18 protein-coding genes are annotated in these 17,360 nt (G+C 68.7%); 4 read left to right on the top strand and 14 right to left on the bottom strand.

Going from position 1 to position 17,360, the window contains the following annotated elements; genetic code table 11:
• Positions 1–219 precede the first annotated feature (219 nt).
• From dhaL to TY51_RS10500, 5 genes are all read right to left on the bottom strand, one after another.
• Positions 220–1,986, bottom strand: a complete 1,767-nt coding sequence (gene dhaL, locus TY51_RS10480; protein WP_197054719.1) for a dihydroxyacetone kinase subunit DhaL — start codon at positions 1,984–1,986, stop codon at positions 220–222.
• On the bottom strand, positions 1,983–2,738 hold the full coding sequence (locus tag TY51_RS10485) for a GolD/DthD family dehydrogenase (RefSeq protein ID WP_042249320.1): 756 nt from the start codon (positions 2,736–2,738) through the stop codon (positions 1,983–1,985). The genes dhaL and TY51_RS10485 overlap by 4 nt, the downstream gene beginning before the upstream one ends.
• A gap of 61 nt (positions 2,739–2,799) precedes the next feature.
• The gene (locus TY51_RS10490) at positions 2,800–3,780 is read right to left on the bottom strand and encodes a substrate-binding domain-containing protein (RefSeq protein ID WP_197054722.1); all 981 of its coding nucleotides are present in this window, start codon (positions 3,778–3,780) and stop codon (positions 2,800–2,802) included.
• Between the two features lie 58 nt (positions 3,781–3,838).
• On the bottom strand, positions 3,839–4,846 hold the full coding sequence (locus TY51_RS10495; RefSeq protein ID WP_231559003.1) for an ABC transporter permease: 1,008 nt from the start codon (positions 4,844–4,846) through the stop codon (positions 3,839–3,841).
• Between the two features lie 51 nt (positions 4,847–4,897).
• Positions 4,898–6,379: a sugar ABC transporter ATP-binding protein gene (locus TY51_RS10500; protein WP_042249332.1), complete on the bottom strand. Its 1,482-nt coding sequence runs from the start codon at positions 6,377–6,379 to the stop codon at positions 4,898–4,900.
• Positions 6,380–6,576: 197 nt separating this feature from the next.
• On the opposite strand from TY51_RS10500, the gene TY51_RS10505 reads away from it, so the two are divergent.
• Positions 6,577–7,080 (top strand): cell wall hydrolase, encoded by a 504-nt coding sequence (locus TY51_RS10505; protein ID WP_042249334.1) that lies wholly within the window; start codon positions 6,577–6,579, stop codon positions 7,078–7,080.
• Between the two features lie 6 nt (positions 7,081–7,086).
• On the opposite strand, the gene TY51_RS10510 is transcribed toward TY51_RS10505, so the two are convergent.
• Together TY51_RS10510 and TY51_RS10515 are read right to left on the bottom strand one after the other, a co-directional pair.
• A complete protein-coding gene (locus TY51_RS10510; RefSeq protein ID WP_042249336.1) occupies positions 7,087–8,016 on the bottom strand; it encodes a bile acid:sodium symporter family protein in 930 nt (309 codons plus the stop codon).
• Between the two features lie 74 nt (positions 8,017–8,090).
• Positions 8,091–8,978, bottom strand: coding sequence for a LysR family transcriptional regulator (locus TY51_RS10515; RefSeq protein ID WP_042249337.1), 888 nt, complete (start codon positions 8,976–8,978; stop codon positions 8,091–8,093).
• A 154-nt stretch (positions 8,979–9,132) separates the two neighbouring features.
• On the opposite strand from TY51_RS10515, the gene bla reads away from it, so the two are divergent.
• Positions 9,133–9,993, top strand: coding sequence for a class A beta-lactamase (gene bla, locus TY51_RS10520; protein ID WP_052650026.1), 861 nt, complete (start codon positions 9,133–9,135; stop codon positions 9,991–9,993).
• Here the strand turns inward: bla and TY51_RS22670 are convergent.
• Genes TY51_RS22670 through TY51_RS10540 form a run of 6 tightly spaced genes read right to left on the bottom strand, consistent with a single transcriptional unit; the run spans position 9,990 to position 13,521 of the window.
• Complete coding sequence (locus TY51_RS22670) at positions 9,990–10,187, bottom strand: VOC family protein (RefSeq protein ID WP_197054720.1); 198 nt, start codon at positions 10,185–10,187, stop codon at positions 9,990–9,992. The genes bla and TY51_RS22670 overlap by 4 nt on opposite strands.
• Positions 10,157–10,411: a hypothetical protein gene (locus TY51_RS22675; protein ID WP_197054721.1), complete on the bottom strand. Its 255-nt coding sequence runs from the start codon at positions 10,409–10,411 to the stop codon at positions 10,157–10,159. Before TY51_RS22675 ends, TY51_RS22670 begins: the two co-directional genes overlap by 31 nt.
• Before the next feature lie 56 nt (positions 10,412–10,467).
• Positions 10,468–11,493 (bottom strand): HlyD family secretion protein, encoded by a 1,026-nt coding sequence (locus TY51_RS10530; protein WP_042249339.1) that lies wholly within the window; start codon positions 11,491–11,493, stop codon positions 10,468–10,470.
• On the bottom strand, positions 11,490–11,837 hold the full coding sequence (locus TY51_RS24300; protein WP_307536169.1) for a hypothetical protein: 348 nt from the start codon (positions 11,835–11,837) through the stop codon (positions 11,490–11,492). Before TY51_RS24300 ends, TY51_RS10530 begins: the two co-directional genes overlap by 4 nt.
• On the bottom strand, positions 11,759–13,096 hold the full coding sequence (locus TY51_RS10535) for an MFS transporter (protein ID WP_307536172.1): 1,338 nt from the start codon (positions 13,094–13,096) through the stop codon (positions 11,759–11,761). Before TY51_RS10535 ends, TY51_RS24300 begins: the two co-directional genes overlap by 79 nt.
• Positions 13,093–13,521 (bottom strand): MarR family winged helix-turn-helix transcriptional regulator, encoded by a 429-nt coding sequence (locus TY51_RS10540; protein WP_042249343.1) that lies wholly within the window; start codon positions 13,519–13,521, stop codon positions 13,093–13,095. Before TY51_RS10540 ends, TY51_RS10535 begins: the two co-directional genes overlap by 4 nt.
• Before the next feature lie 239 nt (positions 13,522–13,760).
• Between TY51_RS10540 and TY51_RS10545 the strand changes: the two genes are divergently transcribed.
• Complete coding sequence (locus tag TY51_RS10545; protein ID WP_042249346.1) at positions 13,761–15,266, top strand: ABC transporter substrate-binding protein; 1,506 nt, start codon at positions 13,761–13,763, stop codon at positions 15,264–15,266.
• 42 nt (positions 15,267–15,308) lie between these two features.
• On the opposite strand, the gene TY51_RS10550 is transcribed toward TY51_RS10545, so the two are convergent.
• Entirely contained in the window at positions 15,309–16,445 is a 1,137-nt protein-coding gene (locus TY51_RS10550; RefSeq protein ID WP_042249349.1) for an alpha-D-ribose 1-methylphosphonate 5-triphosphate diphosphatase, read from the bottom strand.
• A gap of 95 nt (positions 16,446–16,540) precedes the next feature.
• Between TY51_RS10550 and TY51_RS10555 the strand changes: the two genes are divergently transcribed.
• Positions 16,541–17,206: a DUF1045 domain-containing protein gene (locus tag TY51_RS10555; RefSeq protein WP_042249352.1), complete on the top strand. Its 666-nt coding sequence runs from the start codon at positions 16,541–16,543 to the stop codon at positions 17,204–17,206.
• The last annotated feature ends 154 nt before the right edge of the window (positions 17,207–17,360 follow it).

Genomic DNA, 17,360 nt, shown 5'->3' on the forward strand with positions numbered 1-17,360 from the left:
CAAGGCGCGCGCGGCGGCGGCAAAGCCGCCGGCCATCGCCACGCCGTGATCGGCGTCGCCGATCTCTCCGTCCAGTTCGGCCAGATAGGATTGTTCCGCCGCCATGCGCTCGGCCAGGCTGCGGAACAGGTCGGTCAGATCATGGCGCGAAAACGTCTGCATGTCGGACCTCATTGGCACGGGCCGCCGCAGGGTTGCAAGCGGTCCCGGAACGGCACGTCACGGCTGCGACAGGCGGCGTCCCACGCTGTCGGCCAGCGTCGTCAGGATGAGGCAGCACGACGTGGCCCCGGCGTCGGGCACCCCCCGCGACCGTTCGCCCAACCGCGCCGCGCGACCCAGTCTGGCGACCATGTCGACGGTGCTGTCGCGCCCCTGTTGGGCGGCCTGCGCCATCGCCTGGAGGGCCGCGGCGAACCCCTCGGGGCGCGCCGCGTCAAAGGCCGCGATGGCCGGGTCCAGGCAGTCGATCAGGGTCTTGTCGCCGACCTTGGCGGACCCGGTGGCCGTGACCGCGGCCAGGCCTGCGTTCAGCATCATCAGGAACCCGTCCGCGTCGATGGCGCCGCGGTCGCGGATGGTGCGGCCCATGTCGCGGAACATGAACCCGTAAAGCGGCCCCATCGACCCGCCGATTTCCGACATCAGCACGTCCGACAGCACCAGGAAGGCGCCGTCCAGCGACTGGCCGGACAGGCGTTCCGCCGCACGCCCGAACCCCTTGGCCATGTTGATCCCGTGATCGCCGTCGCCGATCAGGCCGTCGACCTCGGACAGGTGCGCCTTGTTGGCGACGATCACCGCGGCCAGTTCGGCAACGATGTCGCCCGATTGCGCGACCGAAAGGCGGGGGTCACCCGTCGCTTCGGGCGCACGGGGGGCGGTGTCGTCGTCCGCGGCGGCGGTGCGGCGGCGCGGACCGCCCGACATGGCGCCCACGGGCGCGATCTGGGTGCCGGCCACGGTCAGGCCCGGCGCCGCACAGTCCACGTCCAGCAGGCGTTTCAAATCGTCGTCCAGCGCCATGACCGTCAGCGTGGCGCCGACCATCTCCAGCGAGGTGAAATAGTTGCCGACGAACGCCCGGTGCACCCGCAGGCCCGCGCGTTCCAAGCCGACCTCGATCCGGTCATACAGCACGTACAGCTCGTTCACGGGCGTCGCGCCCAGGCCCGAGACCAGCACCGCGACCTCGGTTCCGTCGGGCAAAGCGTGGTCGTCCAGCACGATCCGGACCATGTCGTCGGCGACCTTGTCGGCGGTCTTCAGCGCCTCGACCCGCATGCCGGGTTCGCCGTGATGGCCGATGCCGACCTCCATCGTGCCGGGCGCGATCTGGAAATTGGGATGGCCCACGGCGGGCAGGGTGCAGGGGCCTAGGCCCACGCCCACGGACCGACAGGCATCGATGGCCTGCTGGGCCGCGGCCTGAACCTCGGCCAGCGTGCCGCCAAGCGCTGCCTTGGCGCTGCCGATCTTCCACATGAAGATCTCTCCGGCGACGCCGCGGCGCTTGGCGCGTTCGGCCGCGGGGGCGGAACAGACGTCGTCGTTGGCCACGACGGTCGCGACCTCGATCCCGTCTTCGGCCACCATGCCCGCGGCCATGCGGACGTTCATGTTGTCGCCGGCATAGTTGCCGTAAAGGACCGCGACCCCGGCCCCGCCATCGGCGGCCCGGATCGCGTCGGCAAAGCTTTTCGCGGTGGGGGACGAGAACAGCTCTCCGACCGCCACGGCATCGACCAGGTTGCGCCCGGCATAGCCGATGAAGGCGGGTTCATGCCCCGACCCGCCGCCGGTCACGATGCCGACCTTGCCGTCCTGGGGCGCAAAGCGCGACAGCACCACGCGCGGGTTGGCCGGGTCCTTGCGCACCAGGTCGCGATGCGCCTTGACGAAGCCCGCCACGGTCTCATCCACGATGTCGTCGGGATCGTTGACGAAACGCTGCATCGCCTTGGTCGTCATGTCGTCCCCCATCATCGAACCGTGTATCCGCCGTCGACCAGCAGGTCGGCCCCGTTGATCATCGCCGCCGCGCCCGATGCCAGAAACACCGCCGCCGCCGCGATCTCATCGGGTTCGGCAAAGCGGCCGACGGGGATCAGCGCCTTCATCGCCTCTCCCTTGGGGCCGTCCCAGGCCTTGCGGCCCAGGTCGGTCATGACCACGGTCGGAGAGATGGAATTGACGGTGATCCCGTGCCCGCCCCATTCCAGCGCCAGCGTCCTGGTCACGCCGATGATGCCGAATTTCGACGCGCAATAGGCGACATGCCCCTCGATCGCGACCGAACCGGCTTGGCTGGCCAGGTTGATGATGCGCCCGCCCTTGGCGCGCGCGATCATCGCGCGACCCACGGCCTGCGCCATCAGGAAGCTGCCGGTCAGGTTGACCGCGATGGTGCGGGTCCAGGCGGCATTGCCCAGATCCTCGGCCGGGGCCAGATCGACGATACCGGCTGAGTTCACAAGAATATCGATGCCGCCAAAGGCCTGCGTCACCGCACCCACGGCGGCATCGATGCTGTCCGCGTCGGTCACGTCACAGGCAAAGGCCTGCGCGCCGGGCAGGTCGGCCGCGGCGTCCGTTGCCGCGTCCAGGTTCATGTCCAACAGCGCGACCCGCGCGCCCTGGGCGGCAAAGGCCTGCGCGATGGCAGCCCCGATGCCCGATCCGGCACCGGTCACCACGGCGGTCCTGCCGCCCAGGCTGAAATCGAGTGAAGCGGCCATCCGCAGTCCTTTCGTGAGGTGTTGGTCCCTCCGGCAGGCGTGCCGCCGGAGGGGGTGGTCCTTACTGGCGCGTGGCCAGCAGGGCGTCGACGTTCTCGGCGGTCACCGGGGTCCAGGGCACGTTGTATTCCTTGTCCGCGCCGTTGTTCCACGGCATGTCGGGATACTGTTCCCAGATCGCGGCCATCGGCTCATAGTCGGGCCGGACCGCCTTGATCGCCACGTCGATCGAGCCCAGGGCCTGCGCCTCGCCGTCCTGCAGGATCGAATCCATCTGGCCCGCCTTGACCGCGTTCAGCGCGTCGGTCACCCCGTCCACGCCCGCGATCGCGAAATCGGCGACGTCCATGCCGGCGGCCTTGATCGCCTCGATGGCGCCCAGGGCCATCTCGTCGTTTTGACCGATCACGCCCTTGATGTCGTTGCCATGCGCGGTCAGCCAGTTCTCCATCAGGGCCTGCGCCTCGGCGCGTGACCAGTTGCCGGTCTGGCGTTCCAGGATCTGGACGTCGGGGCATTCGGCCAGGGCCTTCTCGTTGCCCTCGCCGCGCTGGATCTCGCCCGACTGGCCGATCGGGCCCTCGATGATGACCACGGCGCCGGTGCAGCCCATCTTGTCCAGGACGGCCTTGGCCTCCAGGTATCCGGCCTCGACGTCGTTCGATCCGACATAGGCGGTCAGCAGGTCGCTGTTGACCCGCGCGTTCGATCCGACGACCGGGATGCCGGCATCGACGGCCAGCTGGACGGCGGTGGCGCCGGCCTCGACGTCCATCGGCGCGAACACGATCGCGTCGAAGCCTTGGGTGATCATCGTCTCGAACTGGTCCTGCTGGACCAGCGCGTCATAGCGGCCGTCAAAGATGGTCAGCTCGACCATGCCGGATTCGACCGCCGGGTGCTTTTCGCCCGCCGCCGACCACAGCTGCATGAACTCGGCGTTCAGGCCATAGGCGGCCATGCCGATCTTGATCGGGTCGTCCTGCGCCTGCGCCGCACCCAACCCCAGGCCAAGCGCCAGCGCGCTGGCCGTCATCATCATCTTCGTCGTCATCTGGTTTCCTCCCTCAGTGACACCATGTCCCGGCATGTGCCGGATCTCAGTCTTCGGTCTTGCGGGACCGGTCCAGCATGACGGCGGCCACGATCAGCGCCCCCTTGATCACCTGCTGGTAATAGGATTCGACCCCAAGCAGATCGAGGCCGTTGTTCATCACCCCGATCAGCAGCGCGCCGATGACGGTGCCGGTGACCCGGCCCACGCCGCCCGCCAGGCTGGTGCCGCCGATCACGACCGCGGCGATGGCGTCCAGCTCGTAGGCGACACCCGCCTGGGGCAGGGCCGATCCTGTCCGCGCGGCCAGGATCATCCCGGCGATGCCCGCCAGTGCGCCGGATATGGCATAGACCGAAAAGCGGATGGCCCGGACGGGCAGGCCCGACACCTTGGCGGCATGCGGGTTGCCGCCCACGGCATAGACATGGCGGCCGAACCGGGTCCGCGTCAGCACGAAATGCGACAGCGCAAAGACCAGCGCGAACAGGATGATCGGCACCGGGATGCCCGCGACGTCGCCCGTCCCGATCCAGCGATAGCCGTCGGTCAGCGCCGGAACCGGCCGTCCGCCCGAATAGATCAGCGTCAGCCCGCGCGCCGCCGACAGCATGCCAAGCGTCGCGACAAAGGCCGGGACCGCGAACCGCGCCACCGCGACCCCCGACAGCGCGCCCATCGCGGTGCCGGTGATCAGGCCCACCGCGATCGGGATCAGCGGCATGTAGGGCGCGCCCGGAATGAACCCCGCCGCCGACGTCGTGGCGAAACTGGCCGACACCACGCCCACCAGCGCCACGACCGATCCGACCGACAGGTCGATGCCGCGCGTCAGGATGACAAACGTCATCCCGATCGCCAAGATCCCGTTGATCGAGGTCTGGCGCAGCACGTTGATGATGTTGCGCGAGGTCAGGAAATTCTCGCTGACGATCGACAACACGATGCACAGCAGCGCCAGCGCGATCAGGATACCATATCGCTGCGCGTCACGTCCGATCCGCGCCGGGATCATGCGGCGCTGCTGCGCTGCGGTCTTGGTCTGGTCTTCCACCCGGTCTCTCTCCCGTTCATGCATCCGTCGACAGCGCCCGTCCCCGGCGCGTCAGGCCGCCAGATGCAGCAGTTTCTCGGCCGACATCGTGGCCCGGTCCAATTCGCCCGCCACGCGCCCGTCGCGCATGACGACCACGCGGTCGGCCATGCCCAGCACCTCGTCCGTCTCGGACGAGACCATGATGACCGCCCCGCCCGCGCGGGCGAAATCGGACATCACGCGATAGATTTCCCGTTTCGCGCCCACGTCGACGCCGCGCGTGGGTTCGTCCAGCAGCAGGATGCGCGGTTCGGTCAGGAACCACTTGCCCAGCACCACCTTTTGCTGGTTGCCGCCCGACAGGTGCGCCACGTTCAGCCGGTCGGACGCGGTGCGAATGTTCAGCGTCTCGATCATCCGGGCGGCGGCACGACCCTCGGCGCGGGCGTTCATTACCGGGCCTGCGGACATGCGGTCCAGCGTGGCCAGGCACAGGTTCTCGCGCACGTCTCCGGTCAGGACCAGGCCGGACCGCTTGCGATCCTCGGTCACATAGGCCAGCCCCGCATCGATGGCCTGGCGGGGGGTGGCGATCTGGGCGGGGCGCCCATCGATGGTCACGGTGCCGGCGCTCTCGGCCGACAGGCCGAACAGGCGGTCGAAGATCTCGGTCCGGCCCGAACCCATCAGCCCGTACAGCGCCAGGATCTCGCCCTCGTGCAGGGCAAAGCTGACGTCTTGGACGCCGCGATCGGCGGAAAGGCCCGCGACCGACAGCAGCTCGCGCGCCTGCGGGGTGTTTTCCTTGATGAATTCCTCGGTCAGGGGGCGGCCTACGACCAACTGGATCAGGTGGTCCTTGTCGATGTCGGCCAAGGTGCCCGTCTCGACGAATGCGCCGTCGCGGAACACTGTATAGCTGTCGCAGACGCCAAAGATCTCGGACAGGCGGTGGCTGACATAGATCACCCCCTTGCCGCGCGCCTTCAGCGTGGCGATGGCGGCGAACAGCTGGTCGGCCTCGGCCTCGCCCAGGGCGGAGGTCGGTTCGTCCATGATGATGACCTCGGCGTCATAGCTGAGCGCCTTGGCGATCTCGACAAGCTGGGTCTGGGCCACGGTCAGGTCCATCATCAGGCTGTCGGCGCGGATGCCGAATTGGAACCCGTCCAGCAGGGCTTGGGCGCGGCTGTTCATCGCGCGGAACGCGATGCGCCCGAACAGGCCCACCGGTTCGCGGCCCAGATAGATGTTCTCGGCCACGGTCATGGCGGGGACGGGGCTCAGCTCCTGCTCGATGATCGAGATGCCGTGCGCCAGCGCCTGCGACGGGTTGTCGAACACCACCTCGGACCCGTTGCGCAGCAGGGTGCCCGCGTCGCGGTGGTGGATGCCCATCAGGATCTTGAGGAACGTCGACTTGCCCGCGCCGTTGCCGCCGCACAGCGCATGCACCGATCCCGGTTCCAGCCGGAACTGGCCCAGCTTCAGCGCGGGAACGCCGTCAAACGATTTGCGAAAGCCCGAGGCTTCCAACAGCGGCGTGGTCATGTCGTCCCCCCATGCCGGGCGCCGTCGTGCGCGCCGATACATATGTCAGTCTCCCTCTGACTTTTGCACGCTAGGCCGTGGTGATGACTTCTGTCAACAGGCATGTGACATATTTCAGCGTCGCGTGGACAGTTGTCCGCGCCTCTCTCCTGCTGCTAAGCTTTGCGAAACAACAAGGCTGCAGGGGCAGGACGGGCATGGGTTTTTCAAAGGGGATGCTGCGCGGGGCCGCGCTGCTGGCGGTGCTGTCATCGCTGGCCGCCTGCGGTGGATTCAAGCGTCAAAGCGAGCTGGAATGCATGGAACGCGCCATGTATTTCGAATCGAACCGGTCCAGCCGGGACGGGATGATCGCGGTGGGCAGCGTGGTGATGAACCGCGTGCAGTCGGGCAACTATCCGCGGTCGGTCTGCGGCGTGGTGGGGCAAAAGAACCAGTTCGCGCCCGGCGTCCTGACCAAGCGGATGGACCGCGCATCGACGCCGCGCCTGCGCGAGGCGGCGGTGTCCGTGCTGCGCGGCGAGCGCCACCCGATGATCCAGAACGCGCAGTTCTTTCACGCGGCCAGCTATCGGGCGTCCTATAACAACATGCACTATGTCGTGGCGACGGGCGGCAACGCGTTTTATGAACGCCGCCGCCCGGAGTTTGTGACCCAGCCCCGCGTCCCCCCGCAGATCGAGGGGATCACCGGGCGCTGAGGCCCGTCAGCGCGCCGTCATCCGCGACAGGATGTTGGCCACCACCGCCCCCGAGATGTTGTGCCACACGCTGAAGATCGCCGCCGGCACCGCCGTCAGCGGCGAGAAATAGGCGGTGGCCAGTGCTGCCGCCAAGCCGGAATTCTGCATGCCGACCTCGATCGCGATGGCCTTGCGGGCGGCCAGGTCCAGCCCGGCCAGCCGGGCCGCGATGAACCCGATCAGATAGCCCAGCATGTTGTGCAGGACGACGACCGCAAAGATCATAAGCCCCGACTGAACGATCGCGCCCTTGGACGCGCCGACTACGGCAGCCACGATCAGCACGATGCCGGTCACACTGACCAGCGGCAGGGCGGGCACCGCCGCGCGCACGAAGGCGGGCAGCAGCTTTTGCGCCGCAAAGCCCAGGGCCAGCGGGAACAGCACGACCTTGACGATGGACTGGAACATCGCCCAGGCATCGACGGGCAGGTATTCGCTGGCCAGCATCAGCATCAGGAACGGCGTCACGATCGGCGCCATCAGCGTGGTCACGCTGGTGCAGGCGACCGACAGCGCCACGTCGCCCTTGGCCAGATAGGTCATCACGTTCGACGACGTGCCGCCGGGGCAGCAGCCGACCAGGATCACGCCCGCCGCGACCTCGGGGGGCATCGGGATGATCATCGTCAGCGCCACCGCCAGCAGCGGCATGATCAGGAACTGCGACGCGACGCCCACCCCGACATTGACCGGCCTGCGCAGCACTTCGGCGAAATCGCGACCCGAGATGGTCAGTCCCATCCCGAACATGATGATCCCCAGCAGCGTGACGATCCAGGGGGTCAGCTGGCGGAACAGGTCCGGCAGCAGAAAGCCCAGCACCGCGAACAGGACGACCCAGGCCGCAAAGGTATTGCCGACAAACCGCGAAAGTGATGCCAATGATTTCACCAAAGCCTCCTCTGGCACAGCTTTCCTGCGCCGTGACGTTTCGGCGTCGGCCATAGTGCCGCCCGCGGCGGGCTTCAACCCGTGGTGGCGGAAAAACCGGTCTGGCCCTGCAGCCAGTCGCGCAGGCGTTGCATCGCCGGGGTCGGCGGCTTGCCCCGCGGCCAGGTCAGCCAATAGCGCCCGGCATCGATGCGCGCGGCAAAGGGCTGGACCAGCGTGCCCGCATCCGTCTGACGGGAAAACATCGCCGCGGGCAGCAGCGCGATGCCCAAGCCCGCCGCTGCAAGATCGGCCAGCGCGACCGAACTGTCCAGCACCGGCCCGTCCAGCGGCGGGCAGGGGGTGCCGGTCGCCGCGAACCAGCGGTCCCATTCGTCCGCGCGATAGGACCGCAGCAGTCGGTGCCCCGCTAGGTCGCGCGGATGGCGCAGCGCGTCACGCAGGGCAGGCGCACACAGCGGCGTCAGCGGCGCCTGGACCAACGGGTCCGCGTCCAGCCCCTGCCACGCCAGCCGGTCACCAAAGCGGATGGCCATGTGCAGGCCCTCCTTGGCGATGTCGATGCGGTTGTTGTGGGTGAACACGCGCATGCTGATGTCGGGATGGGCGGCCTCGAACGCGGGCAGGCGGGGGATCAGCCAGCCGGTGGCAAAGGTCGTGACGACGCCCAGGTGCAGTGTCTCTCGGTGGCGGCCGCCCTGGAACCGGTCCAGCACCGCGCCGATCTGGTCGAAGTTGCGCGTCAGCACCGGGTGCAGCGCCGCACCCATGTCGGTCAGGATCAGCCCGGTCGAGGCGCGGGTGAACAGGCGGTGGCCCAGCAGGTCCTCCAGCCGCTGGATCTGCTGGCTGACGGCGGCCTGGGTCACCCGCAGCTCTATCGCGGCGCGGGTGAAGCTGCCCTGCCGCGCGGCGACCTCGAAGGCGCGCAATCCGTTCAGGGGCAGGTCGGGGCGGTCCATGGCATCACCTCAGCTTATGCGCAACGTCAGGATTTGTCGTTTGAGCGGCAGGCTGTCAACGGGTTAGACCCAAGGCGCAGGCTGCACCGCATAAGTTTTCCCATGCCCCGCCCCATGCCCCGTCCTGGGCCGCGGCCAATGACACAGGTGATCCATGATCCGCATTCCCACCGCCGCCGCGGCGGTTCTTCTTGGCTGTCTGGCCGGGCCGCTGGCCGCCGAGACCATCGAACAGGCCGCCCGCGCGGTCGAGGCCGACCTGGGCGGGCGCGTCGGCGTCGCCCTGCGCCGCCACGACGACCCCACCACGCACGGATACCGCATGGACGAGCGGTTTCCCCTGTCCAGCACCTTCAAGGTGCCGCTGTGCGGGGCCATCCTGACCCTTGTCGATGCCGGAGAGGATCAGCTGGACCGCGTCATCGGCTATGTCCCCGGCGATCTGGTCAGCCATTCGCCGGTGACCGAAGCCCATGTCGCGGACGGGATGAGCGTGGCCCAGCTGTGCCACGCCACCATCACCCAAAGCGACAATACCGCCGCCAACCTGCTGCTGGACCGGGTCGGCGGGCCGCGGGATCTGACCGAATACCTGCGCGCCATCGGCGACGACACCACCCGGCTGGACCGGTGGGAGACGGACCTGAACGAAGGCACGCCCGGCGATCCGCGCGACACCTCGACGCCGGCGCAGATGATCGACACGCTGGACGCGCTGGTGCTGGGGCCGGTGCTGTCCGACCCGTCGCGCCGACAGCTGGAGGCGTGGATGCAGGCCGATGCGGTCGCCGACGACCTGATCCGCGCCAGCCTGCCCAACGGCTGGCAGATCGGCGACAAGACAGGCGCGGGCGGGCATGGGTCGCGGTCGATCATCGCGGTGATCCGCCCGCCGCAGGGGGGCGTGTGGCTGGCCTCGGTCTATCTGACCGAAAACGATGCCGACATGGCGACGCGCAACCGCGCCATCGCCCGGATCGGCGCCGCGATGGTGGACACCATCGGCCAGCCCTAGGGCGCGAAGGTCACGTGGCCGTCGGCGTCGATCGGCCAGGCCGGGTTCCACGCGATCTCCCAGGCATGGTCGTCGGGGTCGGTCACATAGCCGCGGAACCCGCCATGCGGCGGCGCGTCGGCAGGCCGCAGGACGCGCCCGCCGTGATCGGCCAGCCGCGCCATCAGCGGCGCCACATCGTCGCGCCGCGCCACGTTATGGGCCATCGCATAGGCGCCGGGGTGGCGCAGGTCGCGCGGTTCATGTCAGCCTGAAGGCTGGCAATTAGGAAGGTGCCCAGAACAAAGCCGTTCATCTGATAGAACGCGATTTCAGGGTTCCGGAACACCGGGGTCCAGCCAAAGCCCGCGCCGTAAAAGCGGGCCGACCGGTCCAGGTCGGCGACCCCCAGGGTCAGGACGGCCATTTGCTGCTGCATCGTCGCACCCTCCGTATTCCGCAGGCTGGCCCGGCGGGTGCCGGGCCGTCAAGGGGTCAGGACCCGGCGCGGACCACGACCGACATGCCGGGGCGCAGGGCCGCGCGGTCCTGGTCGGCATCGATGGTGATACGCACCGGCAGGCGCTGGGCGATCTTGGTAAAGTTGCCGGCGCTGGCGGTGCCCGCCATCAGGCTGAACTCCGATGCGGTCGCGGGCGACAGCGATTCCACCTGGCCCGTGAGGCGGCGGTCCTGCAGCGCGTCCACGGTGAAGCTGACCGGAGACCCCGGCGCCAACCCGCCCGTCGCGGTTTCGCGAAAGTTGGCGATGACCCACAAGTCGGTGCCGACATGGGGGACCAGCGCGGTGCCGGGGGTCACGTACTGGCCGACATGGACCGCGATCTGGCCCAGGCTGCCGTCGGCGGGGGCGTGGATGACGGTGTTGTCGACCTCGATCCGGGCCAGCTGGACCGTGGCCTCGGCGCTGGCGATGTCGGCGCGGCGCGCGTCCAGCGCGACATTGGCCGACCGGATCGCCTCGGCCTGGACGTCCAGGCGGGCGCCGGCCTGGATGCGGGCGGCCTGGGCCTGCTGCAGGGCCAGCCGGACCTGGTCGGACGACGATTGCGACGTCACCCCCCGGTCCAGCAGTAGCCCCGCGCGGTCGGCCTGCGACTGGGCGTTTTCCAGCGCGCCGTCGGCGGCGTCGACGCCCGCCTGTTCGGCGCGGGCCACGGCCTGGGCCGACACGACGTCCTGCTCGGCGACCTTCAGCGCGGCTTGGGCGCCCTGCAGCAGCGCCTCGGCCTGGGCCAGCTTCTGGCGCGGGATGCGGTCGTCGATGCGCGCGATCACGTCGCCCGCGGCCACCGTCTGGTAATCGTCGACCTCGACCGCGGTCACGTATCCCGACAACTGGGGCGCGATCATCGTGACCTCGGCGCGCAGATAGGCGTTCTCGGTCTGCGGGGCGGCGGTCGAAAAGGGTGGCAGGCCCCAGGCGAACAGCAGCAGCAGCGACCCGGCCAACCCCAGGATCAGGGCGATGGCGGTGGGGACAAGGTTCTCTTTCTTCATGGCGTGGTTCCGGTGTTCTGGACGGTGGCCCGGCGGGCCAGCACGTCGCGCAAAAGGTGAAGCAGCAGCACGGCCGCCGCCAGCAGGGCGGCCAGCGCGGTCAGCGCATAGGCATCGGCATAGGCGCTGACCCAGGCCTGGGCCGCGACCTGCTGGCCCAGATCGGTCGCCGCCTGCACGCGCCGCGCGGCGGCATCGGGGATCTGGGTGGCCAGCATCGCGGCCCGGCCCGCCAGGGTGGCAGTGGTCGCGGGGTCGGTGGCGGTCAGCTGGACCGACAGGTCCTGCAGGTGCAGGGCCTCGCGGCGGGTGGTGAAGGTGTTGAACAGCCCCGACCCCAGCACGCCGCCCAGGCTTTGGGTCGAGATGAAGACGATGACGAAGGACAGGATGTATTGCGGCCCTTGGCCAGCGCCTGCAGCAGACCGGCCATCATCGCGGGCGGCATGAACAGCATCGCGGCAAAGCCGATCAGCGCCTGGCTGACGACCATCTGTTCAGGCCGCGTCAGCACGCTGGCACCGCTGTCCAGCCAGGCCCCGGCGGCGATCAGCAGCAGGGCCGCCAGATGGAACGCCGGCACGCGGGTGGGGCGCATCCAGGCGATGCAGGCCAGCGCGCCCATCAGGCTGGCCAGCGCGATCACCGCGAACAGGACGGTCATCTGCTGGGGCGCGACGCCCAGCACCTGGAACATGCGTGGCGCCCCCGCCGACTGTTCCGACAGGATCAGCCGGAACAGGAACAGCGTGCCGGTCAGGTGCAGGATGGCCGGGCTGGCCAGCCAGCGGATGTCCAGCAGGGGGGCGGTGCGGTTCAGCTCCACGACCACCGCAAGGGTCAGCGACAGCGCCGCGCCCGCCAGCAGCCAGCCGATCCAGGCCACGTCCGTCCAGTTGTAGATGGGGCCCATCACGAATGCCACGATCAGCCCGCCGAAGCCCGCCCCGATCAGCAGAAAGCTTGCAAAATCCAGCGGTTCGATCACCTTCTGGCGGGGGATGGGGCGCAGGGGCAGGCAAAAGACCAGCATCAGCGACACCAGCGCCATGCCCAGACCGGTCACATGAACCGCGGTCATGCCGCCGTCGCCGATCAGGGAGGGTCCCACGACGCGGGCCAGCGTCGGTCCGGTCATCAGCACCGTCATCGCCAGGGGCAGGCCCAGGGTCATCTTGGCCTGCGGAGACAGCGGCTCCAGCATGTAGAGGAATGCCAGCGTCGACAGGGGCGCCGCCGCCGCGCCCGCCAGGAACTGCAGGATCAGCGCCGAGCGGAAATCGACCGCCCACAGCGACGCCAGCGCCACCAGCGCATAGAGGATGATCCCCAGTTCCGCGAACCGGCGCAGCCCGTACTGGGTGCGGATCTTGATCAGCAGCACCGGCAGCGCCGCGCGCGGGATCATGTAGGCCGCCAGCAGCCAGGCCGCGCTGGTCGTGGTGATGCCCAGATCGCCCGCGATCTGGGGGAGGCTGGTCGACACGAACCCCTGCTGCAGGCCCTGCGACAGGCCGATCACGGTGGCGGCCAGCATGTAGGCCACGGCCTGCAATCCCGGCAGGGGCGGATGCGGCGAGGGTGGGGCTGCGGGGGCGCTCATGTCCGGTCCATCCGCTCGATGTTGCGGGCGATCTGGTCCAGCACCTGGGCCGCGCGGTCCAAGTCCTGCGGGTCGATGCCGTGCAGCAGTTCGCGCCGCAGGCGGTGGGTGAACTCGACGATGGCGTTGTCGCGGCCGCGTTCGGTCACGAACAGGCCGTTCTTGCGGCCGTCGCCGTCCAGGGGTCGCCGCTCGACAAAGCCGCCGGCGGCCAGGGCATCGATCTGGCGCTTGAGGGTCGGTGCCTCGATCGCCAGTTCCGCGGCCAGTTCGGTCTGGGTGATGCCGTCATGATGGGCAAGCGTCGTCAGCGCACGGGCCCGCGACAGGGTCAGCCCCACATCCCGGGCCCGGCGGTCATAGCTGCGCCGCAGGGTCCGCATGACCCGCAGCAGGGTATCGAGGATCGGGCTTTCCCGGGGCATGACGCGTCCTTTCGACTGGTTGCTTAGCTAGCTAAGGATATCGGCGGCCGTCATCAATGCCCGCCCGCAAGATAATTGCAGATCGTGCAAATATCGCCTTTTGGCCCGTCGCGGTTGCCAAGGGGATTGTGAACCTTAGTATACACTTATGGTCCGCCGTCGCCTTGGTGGGGGCGGGCCGTCAGACGGGGTGGCCGCAAAAGCCGCCCCCAATCACAAGAAACCAACGGGAGATATCAATGAACCTGACCACCTTACTGGCCACGGCATTGGGCACGGCCGCCATCGGCGGCATGGCGGCGGCGGCCGACCTGCGCATCGGCCTGAACGAGGATCCGGATTCGCTGGACCCGGCACAGTCGCGGACCTTCGTGTCCTCGCTGGTCTATGAATCGCTGTGCAACCGGCTGTTCAACACCAATGCCGACATGGAGATCATTCCCGAACTGGCGACCGAATGGAGCTGGTCGGATGACGGCATGACCCTGACCATGACGCTGCGCGAGGGGGTCACGCATCACGATGGCACGCCCTTCAACGCGGAATCCGCCCGCCGCGTGCTGGACCGGAACCTGAACCTGCAGGAAAGCCGCCGCAAGGGAGAGCTGTCCTCGATCGCGGGCGTCGAGGCGACCGGCGATCACGAACTGACCATCACGCTGAGCGCGCCCGACGTCACGCTGCTGGCGCAGCTGGCCCATCATGCGGGGCGCATGTATTCGCCCGACGCCGCCGATGCGGCCGGTGCCGCCTTTGGCCGCGCCCCGGTCTGTTCGGGGCCCTATGCCTTTGTCGACCGGGTCGAGGGCGACCGGATCGTGCTGGAGAAGTTCGCCGATTATTGGGACGCGGATGAATTCCACTATGACCGCGTGATCTATCTGCCGATCCCCGACACCACCGTGCGGCTGGCCAACGTGCGTTCGGGCGATCTGGACATCATCGAACGCACCGCGCCGTCGGACGTGCCGGGCATCCGCACCGACGACCGCCTGCAGCTGTTCGAGGTGCCCAATATCGGCTATCAGGGCATCACGCTGAACGTGGGCAACGGACCCCGTTCCGAAGGCCCGCTGGGCGCGGATGCGCGCGTCCGCCAGGCCCTGTCGCTGTCCATCGACCGCGAGGCGCTGAACCAGGTCGTGTTCGAGGGTGAATACGTGGTCGGCAACCAATGGGCCGCGCCGGGCACCGTCTATTACGACGACCGCGACCCGATCCCCGCCCGCGATCCCGACGCCGCCCGTGCCCTGCTGGCAGAAGCCGGTGTCGAGACCCCGGTCCGGGTGGAAATGCAGATCGGCAACAACCCGATCGCCCAGCAGGTCGGTCAGGTGATCCAGGCCATGGCGTCCGAGACCGGGTTCGAGATTTCGCTGCGCGCGACGGAATTCGCGACGCTGCTGGCGGAAAACGTCGCGGGCAATTTCGACATGTCGCTGCAGGGCTGGTCGGGGCGGATCGACCCGGATGCGAACATCCACCCCTTTGTGGGTACGGACGGCGCGAACAACGATCAGCATTATCGCAACGCCGATATCGACGCGCTGCTGGCGCAGGCCCGGTCGGAGCCGGACACGGACGCCCGCAAGGCGCTGTACGACCAGACGCGCGACATCCTGAAAGAGGATTTGCCGCTGATCTACCTGTATCACATCAAGTATTTCTACACGATGCGTCAGGGGATCGAAGGGTTCGAACCCTATGCGGACGGCATCATCCGCCTGCGCGGCGTGTCCGGCTGAACCCTGCCGCGCCCCGGTGACGGGGCGCGGACCACCGTCGGGTCAGGCCGCGATCCGCGTCCAGAGACCCCGCACCGACGCGGCACCGCCCACGGGTGCCACACGGATCACGTCGGCCCGCGCGCCCAGGGCCAGGCGGCCGCGGTCGTGCAGCCCCACCGCATGGGCGGGCGCCTGCGTCACGGTCGCGATGCCGCGCGCCAGATCGCCCCACAGATCGCCCAGCATCATCGCCCCCGACAGCAGCGACGACGGCACATAGTCAGACGACAGGATGTCCAGCAGGTCGGCCCGCGCCAGATCGCTGGCCGCGACGTTGCCGCTGTGCGATCCGCCGCGGATCAGATTGGGCGCGCCCATCATCACGCGGATGTCGTGGTCGTGGCAGGACTGCGCGGCCTCGACCGTGGTCGGAAACTCCGCGAAATGGCAGCCGTGGCCGGCGCTGACCGCGACCTGGGGGGCGGTGGTGTCGTCATGGCTGGCCAGCACCGCGCCATAGCGGCGCGCCTCGGCCACGGCGGTGGCCTCGTGCAACTCGCCCACGCGGGCGCGCAGGGCCTGCTGGTCGGCGACATGGTCCAGGAACTGGGCCTCGGACAGGCCCTTCTTGCCGCAGACGTAATCGCGCAGCTTGCTGATGTCGCGGAACTGACGTTCGCCGGGGGTGTGGTCCATCAGGCTGACGATGCCGATGCGGTCCTGGGAACCGAACTTGGCCATCTCCTCGGGCAGGGTCTGGGAACAGATCTCGGCGCGCAGGTGCAGGAAATGGCTAATCCGCAGTGCCCCCTGCGCGCGCAGGCCCAAAATCTCGTCCGCCAGGGCGCGGGCGTATTCGCCGTATCCCGCGTTGTTCGAGGTGATGACCGACCCCACCCGCAGCGCGTCGAACACGGTGGTGATCCCCACGCTGGCCAGTTCGGCGTCATGGGCGATGATCGCATGGGCATGGGGCCAGTCCACGCCGGGGCGCGGTTCGATATGGCGTTCCAGGTTGTCGGTGTGCAGCTCGATCAGGCCGGGCATCAGCAGGTCGCCGTCGCAATCCAGCGCACCCGCGGGCAGGGCGCGGCCCTGGCCGATCTCGGCGATCAGACCGTCGCGCAGGACCAGATGGCCATGGATCACCTCGGTCGGCAGGACAAGGCGGGCGTTGGCAAGGATGATGTCGGTCATGCGGTCGGGTTCCGTCTTGAAGGATCATGTCGAAGGGCGTCATCTGGCAGAGAGCTGTCACAGCCATGTGACAAAACGGTCTTAGGGTGCCGCGCATGCAGGATTTCACACGATATGCCGTCTATTGCGCGCCGCAACCCGGCATCTTCGCGGACCGCACGGCGGCCTGGCTGGGCTGGGACCTGGCGCATGGCCGTACGGTCGACGATCCGGCCCTGCCGGCGCGCCCCGTGGGACAGCCGCGCAAATACGGCTTTCACGGCACGATCCGTGCGCCCTTTCACCCCGTCGTCCCCGAAACGGACCTGATCGCGGCGGTCGATGCACTGGCCGGCGACCGGCCCGCAGTGGAATGCGGCACGCTGGCGCTGCGCGATCTGGACGGGTTTCTGGCGCTGATGCCCACGGACGGGGAACCGGCGCTGGTGGCCCTGGCCGATGCGGTGGTGCGCGCCACCGATCCGCTGCGTGCGCCGCTGACGCCTGATCAGATCGCGCGCCGCCGCCCCGACAGCCTGACCCCGCGACAGCGCGACCTGCTGGACCGATGGGGCTATCCCTTCGTGATGGAGGAGTTCCGGTTTCACCTGACCCTGACCGACCGGCTGTCCCCCGCGGAAAAGCCCGCCGTCCAGGCGGCGGCGCAGGCATGGCTGGGCCCGGTCCTGCCGGATCCCTTCGTGATCAGTGATCTGTGCCTGGTGGCCGAGGATGCGCAGGGCCGGTTCCATCTGCGTCATCGCGCGCCCCTGTCGGGCTGAAGCGCGGCCAGCAGGCGCGCGATCCCCTGCGCGGGGCAGGCGTCGTTGCACACGGTAAGATGGGCGATGCCCGGTGGCATGGCGAAATCGGCGCGGCGCAGGCGTGCGGCGATGTCGGCCGACCCCTCGCGCCCGCGGGCGGCCAGGCGGCGCG

This window comes from Paracoccus sp. PAMC 22219, from assembly GCF_000787695.1.
Classification (GTDB): Bacteria; Pseudomonadota; Alphaproteobacteria; order Rhodobacterales; family Rhodobacteraceae; genus Paracoccus.

What these genes read in the sequence shown, in the direction of transcription:
- TY51_RS10545 (WP_042249346.1), top strand. Translation starts at nt 13,761, where the DNA reads ATGAACCTGACCACCTTACTGGCCACGGCATTGGGCACGGCCGCCATC.
- TY51_RS10555 (WP_042249352.1), top strand. Translation starts at nt 16,541, where the DNA reads ATGCAGGATTTCACACGATATGCCGTCTATTGCGCGCCGCAACCCGGC.
- TY51_RS10540 (WP_042249343.1), bottom strand. Translation starts at nt 13,521, where the DNA reads ATGCCCCGGGAAAGCCCGATCCTCGATACCCTGCTGCGGGTCATGCGG.
- TY51_RS10515 (WP_042249337.1), bottom strand. Translation starts at nt 8,978, where the DNA reads ATGGACCGCCCCGACCTGCCCCTGAACGGATTGCGCGCCTTCGAGGTC.
- TY51_RS10485 (WP_042249320.1), bottom strand. Translation starts at nt 2,738, where the DNA reads ATGGCCGCTTCACTCGATTTCAGCCTGGGCGGCAGGACCGCCGTGGTG.
- bla (WP_052650026.1), top strand. Translation starts at nt 9,133, where the DNA reads ATGATCCGCATTCCCACCGCCGCCGCGGCGGTTCTTCTTGGCTGTCTG.
- TY51_RS10490 (WP_197054722.1), bottom strand. Translation starts at nt 3,780, where the DNA reads ATGATGATGACGGCCAGCGCGCTGGCGCTTGGCCTGGGGTTGGGTGCG.
- TY51_RS22675 (WP_197054721.1), bottom strand. Translation starts at nt 10,411, where the DNA reads ATGCAGCAGCAAATGGCCGTCCTGACCCTGGGGGTCGCCGACCTGGAC.
- TY51_RS10550 (WP_042249349.1), bottom strand. Translation starts at nt 16,445, where the DNA reads ATGACCGACATCATCCTTGCCAACGCCCGCCTTGTCCTGCCGACCGAG.
- TY51_RS10535 (WP_307536172.1), bottom strand. Translation starts at nt 13,096, where the DNA reads ATGAGCGCCCCCGCAGCCCCACCCTCGCCGCATCCGCCCCTGCCGGGA.
- TY51_RS10530 (WP_042249339.1), bottom strand. Translation starts at nt 11,493, where the DNA reads ATGAAGAAAGAGAACCTTGTCCCCACCGCCATCGCCCTGATCCTGGGG.
- TY51_RS10500 (WP_042249332.1), bottom strand. Translation starts at nt 6,379, where the DNA reads ATGACCACGCCGCTGTTGGAAGCCTCGGGCTTTCGCAAATCGTTTGAC.
- dhaL (WP_197054719.1), bottom strand. Translation starts at nt 1,986, where the DNA reads ATGATGGGGGACGACATGACGACCAAGGCGATGCAGCGTTTCGTCAAC.
- TY51_RS10505 (WP_042249334.1), top strand. Translation starts at nt 6,577, where the DNA reads ATGGGTTTTTCAAAGGGGATGCTGCGCGGGGCCGCGCTGCTGGCGGTG.